The sequence below is a fragment of the Vibrio owensii genome (assembly GCF_002021755.1).
In the GTDB taxonomy this organism is placed as follows: Bacteria; Pseudomonadota; Gammaproteobacteria; order Enterobacterales; family Vibrionaceae; genus Vibrio; species Vibrio owensii.
In genome coordinates this window covers 18470-34466 of the sequence record NZ_CP019960.1, presented here as the reverse complement: position 1 = coordinate 34466, position 15997 = coordinate 18470, and the positions used below count along the sequence as shown (strand labels likewise).

11 protein-coding genes, 4 tRNA genes, 2 rRNA genes and 1 riboswitch are annotated in these 15997 nt (G+C 48.1%); of the genes, 8 read left to right on the top strand and 9 right to left on the bottom strand.

All coding sequences use genetic code 11. The features are described from left to right. Positions 1-2: 2 nt before the first annotated feature. The 7 genes from A9237_RS16735 to A9237_RS16705 all read right to left on the bottom strand — a co-directional run bounded on the left by A9237_RS16735 (position 3) and on the right by A9237_RS16705 (position 6240). Positions 3-2892, bottom strand: a 23S ribosomal RNA gene (locus A9237_RS16735). A gap of 314 nt (positions 2893-3206) precedes the next feature. Then, a tRNA-Val gene (locus tag A9237_RS16730) sits at positions 3207-3282 on the bottom strand. A gap of 35 nt (positions 3283-3317) precedes the next feature. Further along, positions 3318-3393 (bottom strand) — tRNA-Ala (locus A9237_RS16725). A gap of 24 nt (positions 3394-3417) precedes the next feature. Then, positions 3418-3493: transfer RNA gene (locus tag A9237_RS16720), tRNA-Lys, on the bottom strand. Between the two features lie 2 nt (positions 3494-3495). After that, positions 3496-3571, bottom strand: a tRNA-Glu gene (locus A9237_RS16715). Between the two features lie 123 nt (positions 3572-3694). Then, a 16S ribosomal RNA gene (locus A9237_RS16710) occupies positions 3695-5247 on the bottom strand. Together the 16S and 23S rRNA genes with 4 tRNA genes alongside form the textbook arrangement of a ribosomal RNA operon. Positions 5248-5715: 468 nt before the next feature. After that, positions 5716-6240, bottom strand: coding sequence for a DUF3087 domain-containing protein (locus tag A9237_RS16705; RefSeq protein WP_078608769.1), 525 nt, complete (start codon positions 6238-6240; stop codon positions 5716-5718). 158 nt (positions 6241-6398) lie between these two features. On the opposite strand from A9237_RS16705, the gene trmY reads away from it, so the two are divergent. Then, positions 6399-6998 (top strand): tRNA (pseudouridine(54)-N(1))-methyltransferase TrmY, encoded by a 600-nt coding sequence (trmY, locus tag A9237_RS16700; protein ID WP_005374282.1) that lies wholly within the window; start codon positions 6399-6401, stop codon positions 6996-6998. Between the two features lie 77 nt (positions 6999-7075). Here trmY and A9237_RS16695 read toward each other — a convergent pair whose 3' ends face one another. Further along, positions 7076-8419 carry a TldD/PmbA family protein gene (locus A9237_RS16695; RefSeq protein ID WP_078608768.1) on the bottom strand — a complete coding sequence of 448 codons (1344 nt, stop codon included), beginning with the start codon at positions 8417-8419 and terminating at the stop codon, positions 7076-7078. Next, positions 8419-9804, bottom strand: coding sequence for a TldD/PmbA family protein (locus tag A9237_RS16690; protein ID WP_078608767.1), 1386 nt, complete (start codon positions 9802-9804; stop codon positions 8419-8421). The genes A9237_RS16695 and A9237_RS16690 overlap by 1 nt, the downstream gene beginning before the upstream one ends. Before the next feature lie 356 nt (positions 9805-10160). Continuing rightward, positions 10161-10271, top strand: a riboswitch (TPP riboswitch). Positions 10272-10375: 104 nt separating this feature from the next. Between A9237_RS16690 and thiD the strand changes: the two genes are divergently transcribed. From thiD to thiE, 7 genes are read left to right on the top strand one after another with little or no spacing between them, the layout of a single operon-like run. Beyond that, complete coding sequence (gene thiD / locus A9237_RS16685) at positions 10376-11248, top strand: bifunctional hydroxymethylpyrimidine kinase/phosphomethylpyrimidine kinase (protein WP_078608766.1); 873 nt, start codon at positions 10376-10378, stop codon at positions 11246-11248. Beyond that, the gene (locus tag A9237_RS16680) at positions 11238-11993 is read left to right on the top strand and encodes an ABC transporter ATP-binding protein (protein ID WP_038894372.1); all 756 of its coding nucleotides are present in this window, start codon (positions 11238-11240) and stop codon (positions 11991-11993) included. The genes thiD and A9237_RS16680 overlap by 11 nt, the downstream gene beginning before the upstream one ends. Further along, on the top strand, positions 11986-12786 hold the full coding sequence (locus A9237_RS16675) for an ABC transporter permease (RefSeq protein WP_078608765.1): 801 nt from the start codon (positions 11986-11988) through the stop codon (positions 12784-12786). The genes A9237_RS16680 and A9237_RS16675 overlap by 8 nt, the downstream gene beginning before the upstream one ends. 47 nt (positions 12787-12833) lie before the next feature. Continuing rightward, on the top strand, positions 12834-13784 hold the full coding sequence (locus A9237_RS16670) for an ABC transporter substrate-binding protein (RefSeq protein WP_078608764.1): 951 nt from the start codon (positions 12834-12836) through the stop codon (positions 13782-13784). Between the two features lie 54 nt (positions 13785-13838). Beyond that, positions 13839-14507: a thiaminase II gene (gene tenA / locus A9237_RS16665; RefSeq protein ID WP_047009774.1), complete on the top strand. Its 669-nt coding sequence runs from the start codon at positions 13839-13841 to the stop codon at positions 14505-14507. A gap of 12 nt (positions 14508-14519) precedes the next feature. Beyond that, positions 14520-15311 (top strand): hydroxyethylthiazole kinase, encoded by a 792-nt coding sequence (thiM, locus tag A9237_RS16660; RefSeq protein ID WP_045484721.1) that lies wholly within the window; start codon positions 14520-14522, stop codon positions 15309-15311. A 57-nt stretch (positions 15312-15368) separates the two neighbouring features. After that, a complete protein-coding gene (thiE, locus tag A9237_RS16655) occupies positions 15369-15983 on the top strand; it encodes a thiamine phosphate synthase (protein ID WP_078608763.1) in 615 nt (204 codons plus the stop codon). The last annotated feature ends 14 nt before the right edge of the window (positions 15984-15997 follow it).

Here is a 15997-nt window from a genome sequence, read left to right as displayed (position 1 = left end):
GTATGGTTAAGCCTCACGGGCAATTAGTACAGGTTAGCTCAACGCCTCACAACGCTTACACACCCTGCCTATCAACGTTCTAGTCTCGAACAACCCTTTAGGATACTTAAAGTATCAGGGAAGACTCATCTCAGGGCTCGCTTCCCGCTTAGATGCTTTCAGCGGTTATCGATTCCGAACTTAGCTACCGGGCAATGCGTCTGGCGACACAACCCGAACACCAGAGGTTCGTCCACTCCGGTCCTCTCGTACTAGGAGCAGCCCCCTTCAATCTTCCAACGCCCACGGCAGATAGGGACCGAACTGTCTCACGACGTTCTAAACCCAGCTCGCGTACCACTTTAAATGGCGAACAGCCATACCCTTGGGACCGACTTCAGCCCCAGGATGTGATGAGCCGACATCGAGGTGCCAAACACCGCCGTCGATATGAACTCTTGGGCGGTATCAGCCTGTTATCCCCGGAGTACCTTTTATCCGTTGAGCGATGGCCCTTCCATACAGAACCACCGGATCACTATGACCTGCTTTCGCACCTGCTCGAATTGTCATTCTCGCAGTCAAGCGGGCTTATGCCATTGCACTAACCTCACGATGTCCAACCGTGATTAGCCCACCTTCGTGCTCCTCCGTTACTCTTTGGGAGGAGACCGCCCCAGTCAAACTACCCACCAGGCACTGTCCGCAACCCCGATTAGGGGTCGACGTTAGAACATCAACACTACAGGGGTGGTATTTCAAGGACGGCTCCACAAATACTGGCGTACTTGCTTCAAAGCCTCCCACCTATCCTACACATGTAGGGTCAATGTTCAGTGCCAAGCTGTAGTAAAGGTTCACGGGGTCTTTCCGTCTAGCCGCGGGTACACTGCATCTTCACAGCGATTTCAATTTCACTGAGTCTCGGGTGGAGACAGCGTGGCCATCATTACGCCATTCGTGCAGGTCGGAACTTACCCGACAAGGAATTTCGCTACCTTAGGACCGTTATAGTTACGGCCGCCGTTTACCGGGGCTTCGATCAAGAGCTTCGACCGAAGTCTAACCCCATCAATTAACCTTCCGGCACCGGGCAGGCGTCACACCGTATACGTCATCTTACGATTTTGCACAGTGCTGTGTTTTTAATAAACAGTTGCAGCCACCTGGTATCTGCGACTCTCGTCAGCTCCATCCGCGAGGGACTTCACCATCAAGAGCGTACCTTCTCCCGAAGTTACGGTACCATTTTGCCTAGTTCCTTCACCCGAGTTCTCTCAAGCGCCTTGGTATTCTCTACCCGACCACCTGTGTCGGTTTGGGGTACGATTCCTTACAATCTGAAGCTTAGAGGCTTTTCCTGGAAGCATGGCATCAATGACTTCACTACCGTAGTAGCTCGACGTCGTGTCTCAGCCTTAAGAAGAGCCGGATTTACCTAACTCTTCAGCCTACGCACTTGAACCTGGACAACCGTCGCCAGGCCCACCTAGCCTTCTCCGTCCCCCCATCGCAATTGTAAGAAGTACGGGAATATTAACCCGTTTCCCATCGACTACGCCTTTCGGCCTCGCCTTAGGGGTCGACTTACCCTGCCCCGATTAACGTTGGACAGGAACCCTTGGTCTTCCGGCGAGGAGGTTTTTCACCCCCTTTATCGTTACTCATGTCAGCATTCGCACTTCTGATACGTCCAGCATGCGTTACCACACACCTTCAACCGCTTACAGAACGCTCCCCTACCCAATGCACAAAGTGCATTGCCGCAGCTTCGGTTTACTACTTAGCCCCGTTACATCTTCCGCGCAGGCCGACTCGACCAGTGAGCTATTACGCTTTCTTTAAATGATGGCTGCTTCTAAGCCAACATCCTGGCTGTCTGAGCCTTCCCACATCGTTTCCCACTTAGTAGTAATTTGGGACCTTAGCTGGCGGTCTGGGTTGTTTCCCTCTCCACGACGGACGTTAGCACCCGCCGTGTGTCTCCCGGATAGTACTTACTGGTATTCGGAGTTTGCAAAGGGTTGGTAAGTCGGGATGACCCCCTAGCCTTAACAGTGCTCTACCCCCAGTAGTATTCGTCCGAGGCGCTACCTAAATAGCTTTCGGGGAGAACCAGCTATCTCCAGGTTTGATTGGCCTTTCACCCCTAGCCACAAGTCATCCGCTAATTTTTCAACATTAGTCGGTTCGGTCCTCCAATTGATGTTACTCAATCTTCAACCTGCCCATGGCTAGATCACCTGGTTTCGGGTCTATATCCAGCGACTGAGTCGCGCAGTTAACACTCGCTTTCGCTACGGCTCCCCTAGATGGTTAACCTTGCCACTGAATATAAGTCGCTGACCCATTATACAAAAGGTACGCAGTCACACCACGAAGGTGCTCCTACTGCTTGTACGTACACGGTTTCAGGTTCTATTTCACTCCCCTCACAGGGGTTCTTTTCGCCTTTCCCTCACGGTACTGGTTCACTATCGGTCAGTCAGTAGTATTTAGCCTTGGAGGATGGTCCCCCCATATTCAGACAGGATATCACGTGTCCCGCCCTACTCGATTTCACTTTATATGCGTTGCCGGTTACGGGGCTATCACCCTGTATCGCACAACTTTCCAGAAGTTTCACCTGACGCATAAAAAGCTTAAGGGCTAGTCCAATTTCGCTCGCCGCTACTTTCGGAATCTCGGTTGATTTCTTTTCCTCGGGGTACTTAGATGTTTCAGTTCCCCCGGTTCGCCTCGCTGCGCTATGTATTCACGCAGCGATACTTACTTATGTAAGTGGGTTTCCCCATTCGGAAATCCCAGACTCAAATGGTTTTTACTACCTAATCTGGGCTTATCGCAAGTTAATACGTCCTTCATCGCCTCTGACTGCCAAGGCATCCACCGTGTACGCTTAGTCACTTAACCATACAACCCGAAGGAGTTTCGAGTTGATAATTTACTTTCACTTTAAAAAGTGAAAACAAACGGTCAAATCACCAAAGTTGTCTGCAATTTTTATACATGATGCAGACTCGATTTTGCCGGACTCAAATATGTTTTGCTTTCGCAAAACCCAAGAACACTTGAATGTGTTATTTGGAGTATTCAATTAAGAATACTTTGAGAACTTTACAAACAATCTTAAAGATTGTTTTGTCAGCTTTCCAAATTGTTAAAGAGCTAATCACTTCTTATGAAGTAACCATTTTTAAAAACTCTCAAGAGAGAATGTTTAAAGATGGTGGGCGATACCGGGCTCGAACCAGTGACCCCCTGCTTGTAAGGCAGGTGCTCTCCCAACTGAGCTAATCGCCCACATAAGTTTTTCGTCTTGTGGTAGACGTCAAGAATGGTGGAGCTATGCGGGATCGAACCGCAGACCTCCTGCGTGCAAGGCAGGCGCTCTCCCAGCTGAGCTATAGCCCCATCTTGAGAGTCATTCTTAAAGAATGGTGGGTCGTGCAGGATTCGAACCTGCGACCAATTGATTAAAAGTCAACTGCTCTACCAACTGAGCTAACGACCCAATGGTATCCCGTAGGGGAGTCGAACCCCTGTTACCGCCGTGAAAGGGCGGTGTCCTAGGCCTCTAGACGAACGGGACACTGCTATTTGTTTCCACTTTAAAAAGCAGAACCAAACTTCGAAGATATTGGGATATCTTCGTCTCTTTTACTTTATAAACCGTATCAATCTGTGTGGACACTCATCGTGTATAATCATCGTTTAAGGAGGTGATCCAGCGCCAGGTTCCCCTAGCGCTACCTTGTTACGACTTCACCCCAGTCATGAACCACAAAGTGGTAAGCGTCCTCCCGAAGGTTAAACTACCTACTTCTTTTGCAGCCCACTCCCATGGTGTGACGGGCGGTGTGTACAAGGCCCGGGAACGTATTCACCGTGGCATTCTGATCCACGATTACTAGCGATTCCGACTTCATGGAGTCGAGTTGCAGACTCCAATCCGGACTACGACGCACTTTTTGGGATTCGCTCACTATCGCTAGCTTGCTGCCCTCTGTATGCGCCATTGTAGCACGTGTGTAGCCCTACTCGTAAGGGCCATGATGACTTGACGTCGTCCCCACCTTCCTCCGGTTTATCACCGGCAGTCTCCCTGGAGTTCCCACCATTACGTGCTGGCAAACAAGGATAAGGGTTGCGCTCGTTGCGGGACTTAACCCAACATTTCACAACACGAGCTGACGACAGCCATGCAGCACCTGTCTCAGAGTTCCCGAAGGCACCAATTCATCTCTGAAAAGTTCTCTGGATGTCAAGAGTAGGTAAGGTTCTTCGCGTTGCATCGAATTAAACCACATGCTCCACCGCTTGTGCGGGCCCCCGTCAATTCATTTGAGTTTTAATCTTGCGACCGTACTCCCCAGGCGGTCTACTTAACGCGTTAGCTCCGAAAGCCACGGCTCAAGGCCACAACCTCCAAGTAGACATCGTTTACGGCGTGGACTACCAGGGTATCTAATCCTGTTTGCTCCCCACGCTTTCGCATCTGAGTGTCAGTATCTGTCCAGGGGGCCGCCTTCGCCACCGGTATTCCTTCAGATCTCTACGCATTTCACCGCTACACCTGAAATTCTACCCCCCTCTACAGTACTCTAGTCTGCCAGTTTCAAATGCTATTCCGAGGTTGAGCCCCGGGCTTTCACATCTGACTTAACAAACCACCTGCATGCGCTTTACGCCCAGTAATTCCGATTAACGCTCGCACCCTCCGTATTACCGCGGCTGCTGGCACGGAGTTAGCCGGTGCTTCTTCTGTCGCTAACGTCAAGTAATGCAGCTATTAACTACACCACCTTCCTCACGACTGAAAGTGCTTTACAACCCGAAGGCCTTCTTCACACACGCGGCATGGCTGCATCAGGCTTGCGCCCATTGTGCAATATTCCCCACTGCTGCCTCCCGTAGGAGTCTGGACCGTGTCTCAGTTCCAGTGTGGCTGATCATCCTCTCAGACCAGCTAGGGATCGTCGCCTTGGTGAGCCATTACCTCACCAACTAGCTAATCCCACCTAGGCATATCCTGACGCGAGAGGCCCGAAGGTCCCCCTCTTTGGCCCGTAGGCATTATGCGGTATTAGCCATCGTTTCCAATGGTTATCCCCCACATCAGGGCAATTTCCTAGGCATTACTCACCCGTCCGCCGCTCGACGCCGTTATCGTCCCCCGAAGGTTCAGATAACTCGTTTCCGCTCGACTTGCATGTGTTAGGCCTGCCGCCAGCGTTCAATCTGAGCCATGATCAAACTCTTCAATTTAAGATTTTGTTCGGCTCAATGAATACTGAACATTACATAAGTAATGTTTGAATTGACTGTGCTGAATCTTTCGATTCAATGGTCACTTCGTTTCATTGAAACCTAATTTGATACCGAGGTATCTAATTGGATTATCATCAACGAGTGCCCACACAGATTGATAGGTCTATATTTTTAAAGAGCTTGCTTCGTAAGCTTTGCTATCGAAGCGGAGGCGTATTCTAAGGAATTAATTCTTAGTGTCAAACACTTTTTTAAATTAATTTTTAGAAGCTTTTCTTTCGCCTCATTGCCAACCGCTTTTGCGTTTCCGCTTTGCCGTGACAACGGAGGCGCATTATAGGGAGATGATTTTTCTTGGCAACCCTTTTTTAGAAAAAAACTTAAAAAAAAGCGTCGAGTGATGAAATCTCACTCAAACGCTTATTTTTAGCACTTGGTTGTTAACTTAACGTAGCAAATAGGCAATCAATATGTGTCAACCCAAGACTCTTCAAAGCTTGTGATATCAAGCTCCAATGACTTCGCTGCTTCTATTTGCTCAATTGCCTCTAATTCTTTATTTACACTGCTCATCGTCAATGTGTTGTTGTCTAACTCAAACACCTGACTTTGAGTCGTGTAGTAGAGCTTAAGGATCGTCAGCGCTTTTACATCGTGCTCAGCAGAAGCGGCTTTAATGCTTTTTAGTTTGCGAAAGATCTTGTTGTGCAACTGCTTGAGTTTCCAGACATACAACACTTCTTCCATATAAGGGCGTGTTTTGAATTGGTTCAGCAAAGACAGTGAAGTAGCTAAGGCAAGCACAACACCAATTAAGTTCCAATGAAAGTTCCCAGTCGACTGTTCAGGTACTACATCTGTATTACCGAACAAAACAATTAATAGCGTACTAAAAGCAAGAGAAGAGATAGCAAGCAAAGCAACAAAGCCACCAATCACTAGGTTGACCTTCTTTCTATAGACTTGTTTGTTTATTTTTTTGATTTCCATATACCGCTCCTAACAGGTTGCCTCTATTCTAACCAGCACACTCCGCACGACAATCGAAGCTTTGTAAGTAAGTTCACATTTGCTATTAAACTCGCATCCCTTCCCTGCTTGGGTATATACTTCCGCGCATTCACTCTTCCTATATAGAGGCTAAATTCATGCGCTCTTTTGTTTTACGAGCTCGCGCGGCACCAACCACCAGCAAAGCACTGTTAGAAGGTGTTGGTAATGAAGCGCATACAGAGATTCTTGCTCATACCATGATGAACACTATGTTCGTTGCTCAATCACACCGTGAAGATGTGGTTGTTCACTTGGTTTTAGAAAGCACAAAAGATTTCTCACGCACCATTACTATTCGCTCTAACGACATCACCAACATTGGCGGCTTCCATGAGTCAACCTTGATTGCAGCAGTAGCTCGCGCTTTGGATGCTTCGGTTGGTATGGGCAAAGAGCAACTTCGTGAAGTCGAACCTGGTATCACCGTTCGTACTGTCAGCTTTGAACGCCTAGTGCAAGAACTGGCAGAAGATCACCAACTATATATGTTGGATAAAAAAGGCGAATTTGTTCGTGATGCAGAAATCGGTGGAAACCCATGTTTCTTGCTAACTGACCATATTCCGATGCCGAAGAAGTCTTTTAACAGCTTGAAGCGCCTTGGCACAGAGAAAATCAGCTTAGGTCCTAAGATGCTTTTCGCTTCTCAGTGTGTGGTATTGATCCACAATGAGTTGGACATTCGCGAATTTTAATTCTCGCGAGTTAATCATTCGATAAAAGAAAGAGGACTCCATTGAGTCCTCTTTTTGTTTCTATAGGAATGCTAAGTTTACTTACCACCAATGCTCAAACGAGCAAAACGAACGTCTGGCGAGAAGAAAGTGCGGCTATCGTTAATTAGCTGAGTATCACCCACTGCCTCAACTTCTTGCAGCATCTTGTAGAAGTTACCCGCTACAGTGATACCACGTACTGGTTGAATGCGCTCACCATCACGGCACAAGAAGCCACTCGCACCAAATGAGAAATCACCACTCACTGCATCCGCCCCAGAATGGACACCTTGAAGTTCGACTAACTCTAGGTACTCACCCGCTTTTACTTCTGACGCACTGCTGTTACCTGTCGCAATCACTTTGTGATTTGCTGATACGTCTAGGCTCGATTTTGCACCACGAGCAGCACTTGCTGTCGAGACTGCGCCCAAGTAACTTGCGGTCTGGCTGTTGTGTAGCAAGGTTTTCAACTCACCATTAGCAATCATCACATTGTCTTGAGTAGCAAAGCCTTCACTATCAAAACTTGCGATTACCATACCATTTGGCATGTAAGCCGTATCAGTAAAAGTAATTAAATCACTCGCAACACGTTGACCAAGCTTATCACCCAGTGGCGTAATGCCTTTCATCGCGCTTACACCAGAGAAAGCACTGCCGAAAGCACCGAATAAACTTGCTAGCGCATTGATGTGGAAGATAGCAGGGTAGTTACCCGTCGCAACCGGTGCGCCTTCAAGAAGATCGCGAGCAAGGTTGTAGCCACCCTCGATACAGTAAGCTGGATTCAACTCATCAAAACGGCGACCCAGTGACATTCTACCCGCCATTGACTGTTTGCCGTCTTTTTCAAACAAGGTATACGCGTAACAAGTGAACGAGCGCTCGAAGTGTTGACACAATGTGCCTTGAGTATTGGCAATGATCAGTTGTGTTTCGCCATCGCTGTAACCATTGTAAGGTGCGCTAGAGGCGTGAGGCAGAGCTACTACACCTTGCTCAAGTGCGAGAGACAGTTCGATTTTTTCGTCAACAGAAGTTGTATCTTCTTGCGCAATCTCAGCAACATCAGTCGCGATTTGGCTGTTCACGCAGCTAATAGTCTGATGTTCATCTTGCTTGGAAAAGCGAGCGCTTTGCAGTGCGTTGGTCAGCATCAAATCTAAGCTTGGTTGCTCTAACGACTCAGAATAGCTTGTTGCAACGCGCGCATCTTTCACAACACGAACACCCAGAACTTGGCTTGAGCTTACTTTGTACTCATCCAGCTTTCCTTGGTTCGCTTTCAGAGAAAAGCTGCTGTTGCGGTTTACAATGACGTCCGCTTCTGCACCTTGGCGTTTTGCTTCTGATAGGACGTAATCAACCGCATTAAGAAGTTGTTGTTCTTGGCTCATTAGTTACCGCCTCCTACCAGAATGTTATCGACTTTCAGCGTTGGCTGACCGACTGTTGTTGGTACTGAACCACTTACTGAACCACACATGCCCGGCGCAAGCGCCATGTCTTTGCCGACCATGCTGATTTCTTTCAGCACTTTTGGACCTGTGCTGATCAGCGTTGCTGTTTTCAGAGGTTTGGTGATTTTGCCATTTTCAATGAGGTAAGCTTCACGAACAGCAAAGTTGAACTCACCCGTACCCGGTTGAACCGAGCCGCCGCCCATCTTCTTCGCATAGATACCGCGTTCGATACCAGCCAGCATGTCATCAAGTGAATGCTCGCCTTCTTCGATAAAGGTGTTACGCATACGCGAGGTTGGTGCGAACTTGTAGTTTTGACGACGACCAGAACCCGTTGGCTCGTAACCTGTCTTCATGCCACCCATTTTATCGACCATAAAGCTGGTTAGCTTACCGTCTTTGATCAATTGAGTGCGCTGAGTCTTCATGCCTTCGTCATCAACATGAATCGAGCCCCATTCGTTGGTCATGGTGCCATCATCGACTGCATTCACTGCGGTGTGAGCAACCATTTCGCCCATCTTGTCGTGGAATACTGAAGCTTTCTTCGCAACCGAAGTGGTTTCTAGCAAGTGGCCACAAGCTTCATGGAAAATTACTCCGCCAAAACCGTTACCAATCACTACTGGCATTTCACCCGATGGGCACGCATCTGCGCCAAGTTTTACCAACGCTTGTTGCGCGATAGTTTGACCTAGCTCTTTCGCATCAAGTTGTTCACTGAATTCCCAACCAGCAAGAGCGCCAGGACCTTCCATACCAGAAGACTGCTCATTACCTTTTTGAGCGACAGTATTACCAGCAACTCGGATGTAGTGACGAGTATCGTCAACGTGCAAACCTTCTGAATTGAAGATAGACACTTGCTGTTCGCGCTGAAGTACGCTGCCAATGAACTGGCTGATATGTTCACTCTCAGCACGTGCTGCTTGGTCAACTTGCAATAGGAAAGCAATTTTAGAATCTAGGTTAGCGTCTTTGCCAAGTGACATACGACAACCATGTTGAATTGGGTAGCGGTTCAGATTGAGAGAACCTGCTGACGCGATTTGCTCACGCTTATCTTTTGCAGCAAGCAGTGAGGTTACGCGTTTAAGTTCGGCTTCATCGGTGCTGTTGGTGTAACCGTAAAGCACTTTATGACCGAAGAAGAGACGAATACCGATACCAAAATCGATACCCGAGTTTACCTTATCCACCTCACCAGATGCGATCTGGACAGTGTTGGTTTGATGGTGTTCAACGAATAGCTCAGCGAAATCAGCCCCTAAAAAGAGGGCATGATCGATCACCGCTTTCGCTGTTACAGAATTAAGCATGAAATCTCCTTGCTCGTTGATCGTCCTAGCCTTCCCCACCTTTGAGTTAGACTCTGTTTATAACAGTCACAACCTAAATTGGATGACTCAAAAGCATATTGGCAACGCGTTAAATATTAACACTTTTTTAACCTTGTTTTATGCTAATCCTTGCTAAGTCAAAGAACGATTCGTTACGTATTATGTCGACATCTCACTATTAGATAGTGTCTTGAACTGCCAGTTTCAATGCAGCACGTCATTTACGCTAAATTCGGTTCTCTCGTTACTGCTCTCAAGTCTCATATTTAATCGATTGCCCCCTCTTGGCCGGAAAAAACACGTGCACCATAACTGAGTGAACTGCTATTATCTTGACGAAATAGTCGGGGGGCCCATGCAGTGAATGCGTCGGCTGAGATCGAAATTCGAGACCCGTTGAACCTGATTCAGTTAGCACTGACGTAGGGAACTATCATCACTTTGCCACTAGCCTGCTTCAAGTCTGTATCGACGCAGCTAGCCTCAACAGATCCATACACAGATCTTCAATGGCCAAGTCAGTTCCTTTACGTCTGTAATAGGAGCGACCATGGCGCAGCAGTCAAGCCAAGAAAAACCATCAACACAGCCACAAGCAGCAACTTCAACAGACACACCGATCGTGTTGACGATTGCAGGTTCTGATAGTGGCGGCGGCGCAGGCATTCAAGCCGACATCAAAGCGATGTCAGCAACCGGCAGTTTTGCTTGCTCGGTAATCACGGCGATTACTTCACAAAATACCCAAGGCGTTTCTGCGATTTTCCCCATTCCTCTCGACCATGTAGAGAGCCAACTTGATGCGGTATTTACCGACCTCAACATCGTTGCAGTCAAAGTAGGCATGCTGGCCGACTCCAACATCATCAAAGTCGTTGCCAACAAAATTAAGCAATACCAGCCAAAACACCTCGTGATTGACCCTGTAATGGTGGCCACCAGCGGCGATCTATTACTGGAACAGTCAGCAATCAGCACTTTAAAAGAAGAATTGATTCCGCTCGCAGACATCATTACCCCGAACCTACCCGAAGGCGCAGCATTGACGGGTAAGGCAGTGCCTCAATCAGAATCTGAAATGAACGATATGATTGCTGACTTGCGCGCATTGGGGGCAAAAGCGGTGCTGTTAAAAGGCGGCCACTTAGAGGAAGACGAAAACAGCAACGATCTGCTGATCATGCAAGACAGCGCCGAGTTAATCAGCGCTAAACGCTTTCCAACCAAAAACACCCATGGCACAGGCTGCACGCTGTCTTCTGCTATCGCGTCTTACCTTGGCCAAGGCAACAATCTGCACAAAGCGGTACACCTTAGTAAGCAGTACATCAGCCAAGCTATCGCGCACGCTGACGAATTGGATGTCGGTAAAGGTCATGGCCCTGTGAACCATTTCTTTGCAGGTCACACGCATGTGCGCTAATGCACTCGGCATTCAGCTTACCGAAGCAAGTCTGCAATACAAAGACAGCCAAACACCAACATTAGCAGGGTTGAGTATGACTATCCCTGCTAATCAATGGACTGTGTTACTTGGCCGCAGTGGTTGCGGAAAAACGACGATCCTTCGTTATCTCGCGGGTTTGTTAGACGACAAAGTCGAATGGCATGGTGAATTAACCACCACGGATGGCATCGCCCTACACAAACGTATTGCCTACATGGCACAACAAGACTTGTTGCTACCATGGCTAAATGTGTTAGACAACGTCTGCCTCAGTTCTCGATTTTCTCAAGACCAATCACCAGAGCAAAATAAACAACGCGCACTGACTTTACTAAACCAAGTAGGACTCGCCGATTACGCGGATGCTAAGCCAGCTCAGCTCTCTGGGGGCATGAGACAACGCGTTGCCCTTGCTCGTACTCTGATGCAAGACAAACCTCTGGTTCTGATGGATGAACCTTTCTCTGCACTGGACGCAGTTACTCGCCATAAGTTGCAAACCTTGTCTGCCGAATTATTGAAAGATAAGACGGTTGTTCTGATTACCCACGATCCACAAGAAGCGGTGCGATTAGCTCACCAACTTTATGTACTGCAAGGCACGCCTGCGCAAGCTCAGCACTTGGTCGTTCCAGACTCCAAGCCGCCCCGAATTCTCGATGGAGAGTGCGCGGCGCTACAACAAGCGATTTTGGATCAATTGGAGAAAGACTATGAGTGATATGACTCAGTACAACTCCGTTTCGGCACGTATTGGTAAAAAAGAACGCGTGACCCATCCGGCTCTGCGCTTGGTAATCAGCACTGCGGTGATCTTGGGATTGTGGCAGTTGGTCGTGGTGATATTCGATATGCCAAGCTTCATCTTACCTTCACCAATTGAAGTGCTGGATAGATTGGTCACTCGTTACGATGTCCTACTCAAACATACTTGGGTTACCGCGCAAGAGATCTTACTTGGTTTGGCACTTGGATTATCGATGGGTTTGCTGTTCGCATTGCAAATGTTGATGTTCGAACCGCTGAAGCGTTGGTTACTGCCCATTCTGATTGCTAGCCAAGCGATCCCTGTGTTCGCTATCGCGCCAGTACTGATGCTTTGGCTGGGTTACGGCATTGCATCGAAAGTAGTCATGGCGGCGATCATCATCTTTTTCCCCGTCACGACATGTTGCTATGACGGTTTGCGCAATACACCAGCAGGTTACCTCGACCTTGCCAAGACCATGGGTGCGTCTAAATGGCAGTTACTTCGTCATATTCAATTGCCAGCCGCCCTACCAACGTTAGCCTCAGGTATTCGTGTTGCCGTCGTTATTGCGCCAATTGGAGCAGTGGTCGGTGAGTGGGTAGGTTCAAGTGAAGGCTTGGGTTATCTGATGCTCCAAGCTAACGCTCGCATGATCATTGATGAGATGTTTGCGGCGCTGTTTATCCTCGCTGTGCTGTCTATCTCACTCTACTTCATCACCGATAAATTATTGAAAAAAGCCATCCCTTGGGAAAGCAAGTAATTGCAGAAAACAACCAAAGGAAATTGGGAAAGAAAAGGAACAACCCCATGAATAAAAACAAACTTATGAGCGCAGCTGCTCTACTCGCTTCAGTGGTATCAACCAACGTGCTCGCTGCTGAAAAAGAGATGACACTGATGTTGGATTGGTTCGTCAATCCAAACCATGGTCCTATCGTGATTGCCAAAGAGCGCGGTTACTTCAAAGAACAAGGTTTGAAGGTCAACATTCAAGAGCCTGCAGATCCAAGTACGCCACCTAAGTTGGTCGCTGCTGGCAAGGTCGACATGGCGATTTCTTACCAGCCAAGCCTAACTATCGATGTCGCGGCGGGTTTGCCATTAATCCGCTCTGCGACTTTGATTGCTACGCCACTCAACACACTGATGGTGTTGGACAACGGTAAGAATGAAAACCTTGGCGACTTGAAAGGAAAGAAGATCGGTATTGCGATCGCAGGCAACGAAGAAGCAACAATCGGCACCATGCTAGCTCAAGAGAACGTGAAGTTTTCTGACGTACAAATCATCAACGTAGGTTGGGCGCTGTCTTCGTCTCTTGCGTCTGGCAAGGTGGATGCGATTTGGGGCGGTTTACGTAACTTCGAAACCAACCAACTGGCACTAGAAGGTTATAAAGCTAAGGCCTTCTTCCCTGAAGAACACGGCGTGCCAACGTATGACGAGTTAGTCTTCGTAGCCAATGCAAAAACCTACGACAAAGAAGCTATCAAGGCATTCAACAAAGCGCTAGAGCAAGCGACCACTTACATCGTTAACCATCCAAAAGAGTCGTGGAAAGAGTTCGTGGCTTATTCACCAGACACACTCAACAACGAGCTTAACCAACGCGCTTGGAATGACACGCTAACTCGTTTCGCTCTTCGTCCATCTGCAGTGGATCTGAAACGCTACGATGATTATGCCGAATTCATGTATTCACAAAAAATCATCGAAACACTGCCAAAAGCAAAAGATTACGTACCGAGCTTTGACTAATTCTACTGACCTTAGGATCTAAGCCTAGGGTCTTTTGATAACGAGATACCCATAATGAAATACCAAGATTTGATCGACGCTTGCCGCCAAGATTGGCAAGAATACACTGAGCATGCTTTCGTGCAGCAATTGGCACAAGGCACTCTGGCTCAGCCTTGTTTTCTGCATTACCTAAAGCAGGATTTTCTTTTCCTAAAACAGTACGCACGAGCTTACGCATTAGCGATCTACAAAGCACGTACTTTGGATGACATGCGCCGTGCCCTACCAAGCGTACATGCATTGCTAGATTCTGAAATCGCCCACCACGTGACTTACTGTGAGCAATGGGGACTGACAGAATCCGACTTAGAAAACGAGCCAGAAGATTTCGGCACTGTGGCTTACACCCGCTACGTATTGGATGCTGGCATGACGGGCGATCTTGTTGATCTATACGCGGCACTAGCACCATGCTCTATCGGTTATGCCGTAATCGGTAAGATGCTGATTGAAAGTGAGAACACGGTAATCGAAGGCAATCCATACGCAAGTTGGATCAACCTCTACGGTGGTGAGGAATTCCAATCTGGTGTCGCAAAAGGTGCAGAACACTTTAATCAGTTATTGGCGGAAATCGATATCAATAGCCAGCGTGGTCAAAACCTGATTCAGGTATTCAAAACTGCAACGCGTATGGAAGTGGCATTCTGGCAACAAGGCCTGAACGCTCAGCAAGATTAATCGGAGAGTCTCATGTTAATTGAACAAATCACCCAAGCATTAACCGCAGTACGCCAGCAAAAGCCATTAGTCGTCAACATCACTAACTACGTGGTGATGAACAACACGGCAAACGCGCTATTGGCTATCGGCGCTTCTCCAATCATGGCGCACTCCAAACAAGAGATGGCAGAGATGATGTCGTTCGCTGGCGCGCTGGTTATCAACATCGGTACCTTAGACAGCGTTTGGACACCGCGTATGAGCTATGCCGTAGAGCAAGCCAATGCTAATGGTAAAATCGTTGTACTCGACCCTGTCGGTTGCGGAGCAAGTTCACTGCGTACCGAGACATCACGTGAAATCGCACGCCTTGCAGATAAACTCATCATCCGAGGTAACGCCTCAGAAATCATCGCTCTCGCTGGCGAGCAAGCACAAAGCAAAGGCGTTGATGCGTTAGACAGCAGCGACGCAGCACTTGGCGCAGCGAACTTCTTAGTCGCAGAGTATGGTGCAAGTGTGGTGATTTCTGGCGAGACTGATTACATCGTCACGAAGGAACAAACCGTGCAACTGAACAATGGTCACGAGATGATGCCATACGTAACCGGAATGGGCTGTACACTAACGGCACTGACGGGTGCTTTTGCTGCAGTTGGTGATAACACCGGGCTTGCTGCTGCGGCGGTACTAGGCGTTGTTGGCGAGATTGCAGCGGAACAAACTCGCGGCCCAGGTAGCCTGCAAATGAACCTGTTGGATGAGCTTTACCAGTTGGACGAAGAAACGCTGGCAAAACGCCTAAAACTCCAAGTGAGCTAAGCTTTTCTCTAACAAATACCGGCCTCTCATCTAGATGAGAGGCCCAAAGGAAACAAAATGAACGCCTATCGTTTATATTTGGTCACCGATGACCAACAAGATTTAACCACACTAAAGCGTGTTGTGAGAAAAGCCGTGGAAGGTGGCGTGACCATGGTACAAGTTCGCGAAAAACACGGCGATGTGCGTGCGTTTATCGAACGTGCTCAAGCCGTCAAAGACATCCTTAAAGATACCGATGTGCCCTTGATCATCAATGACCGCGTTGATGTCGCACTGGCTGTCGATGCTGATGGGGTTCACCTCGGGCAATCAGACATGCCAGCAAATATCGCTCGTGAGTTGATTGGACCAAACAAAATCCTCGGCTTATCCATCGAAAATGAAGAGCAGCTTGCAGAAGCGGATTCTCTTCCGATTGATTACATCGGTTTGAGCGCAATCTTCGCGACGCCAACCAAAACCAACACCAAAAAACATTGGGGTATTGATGGCTTGAAGATGGCGTTAGAGACGACTTCACTGCCGATTGTTGCCATTGGCGGCATTAACGAAAGTAACATTCCGCAGCTTAGCGCCACTGGTGTTCATGGCTTAGCTTTGGTTTCAGCGATTTGCCACGCAGAAGATCCAAAAGCCGCATCGGAATATCTGTTAGGGTTGATGAGCTAACCTTGCTCACGCCT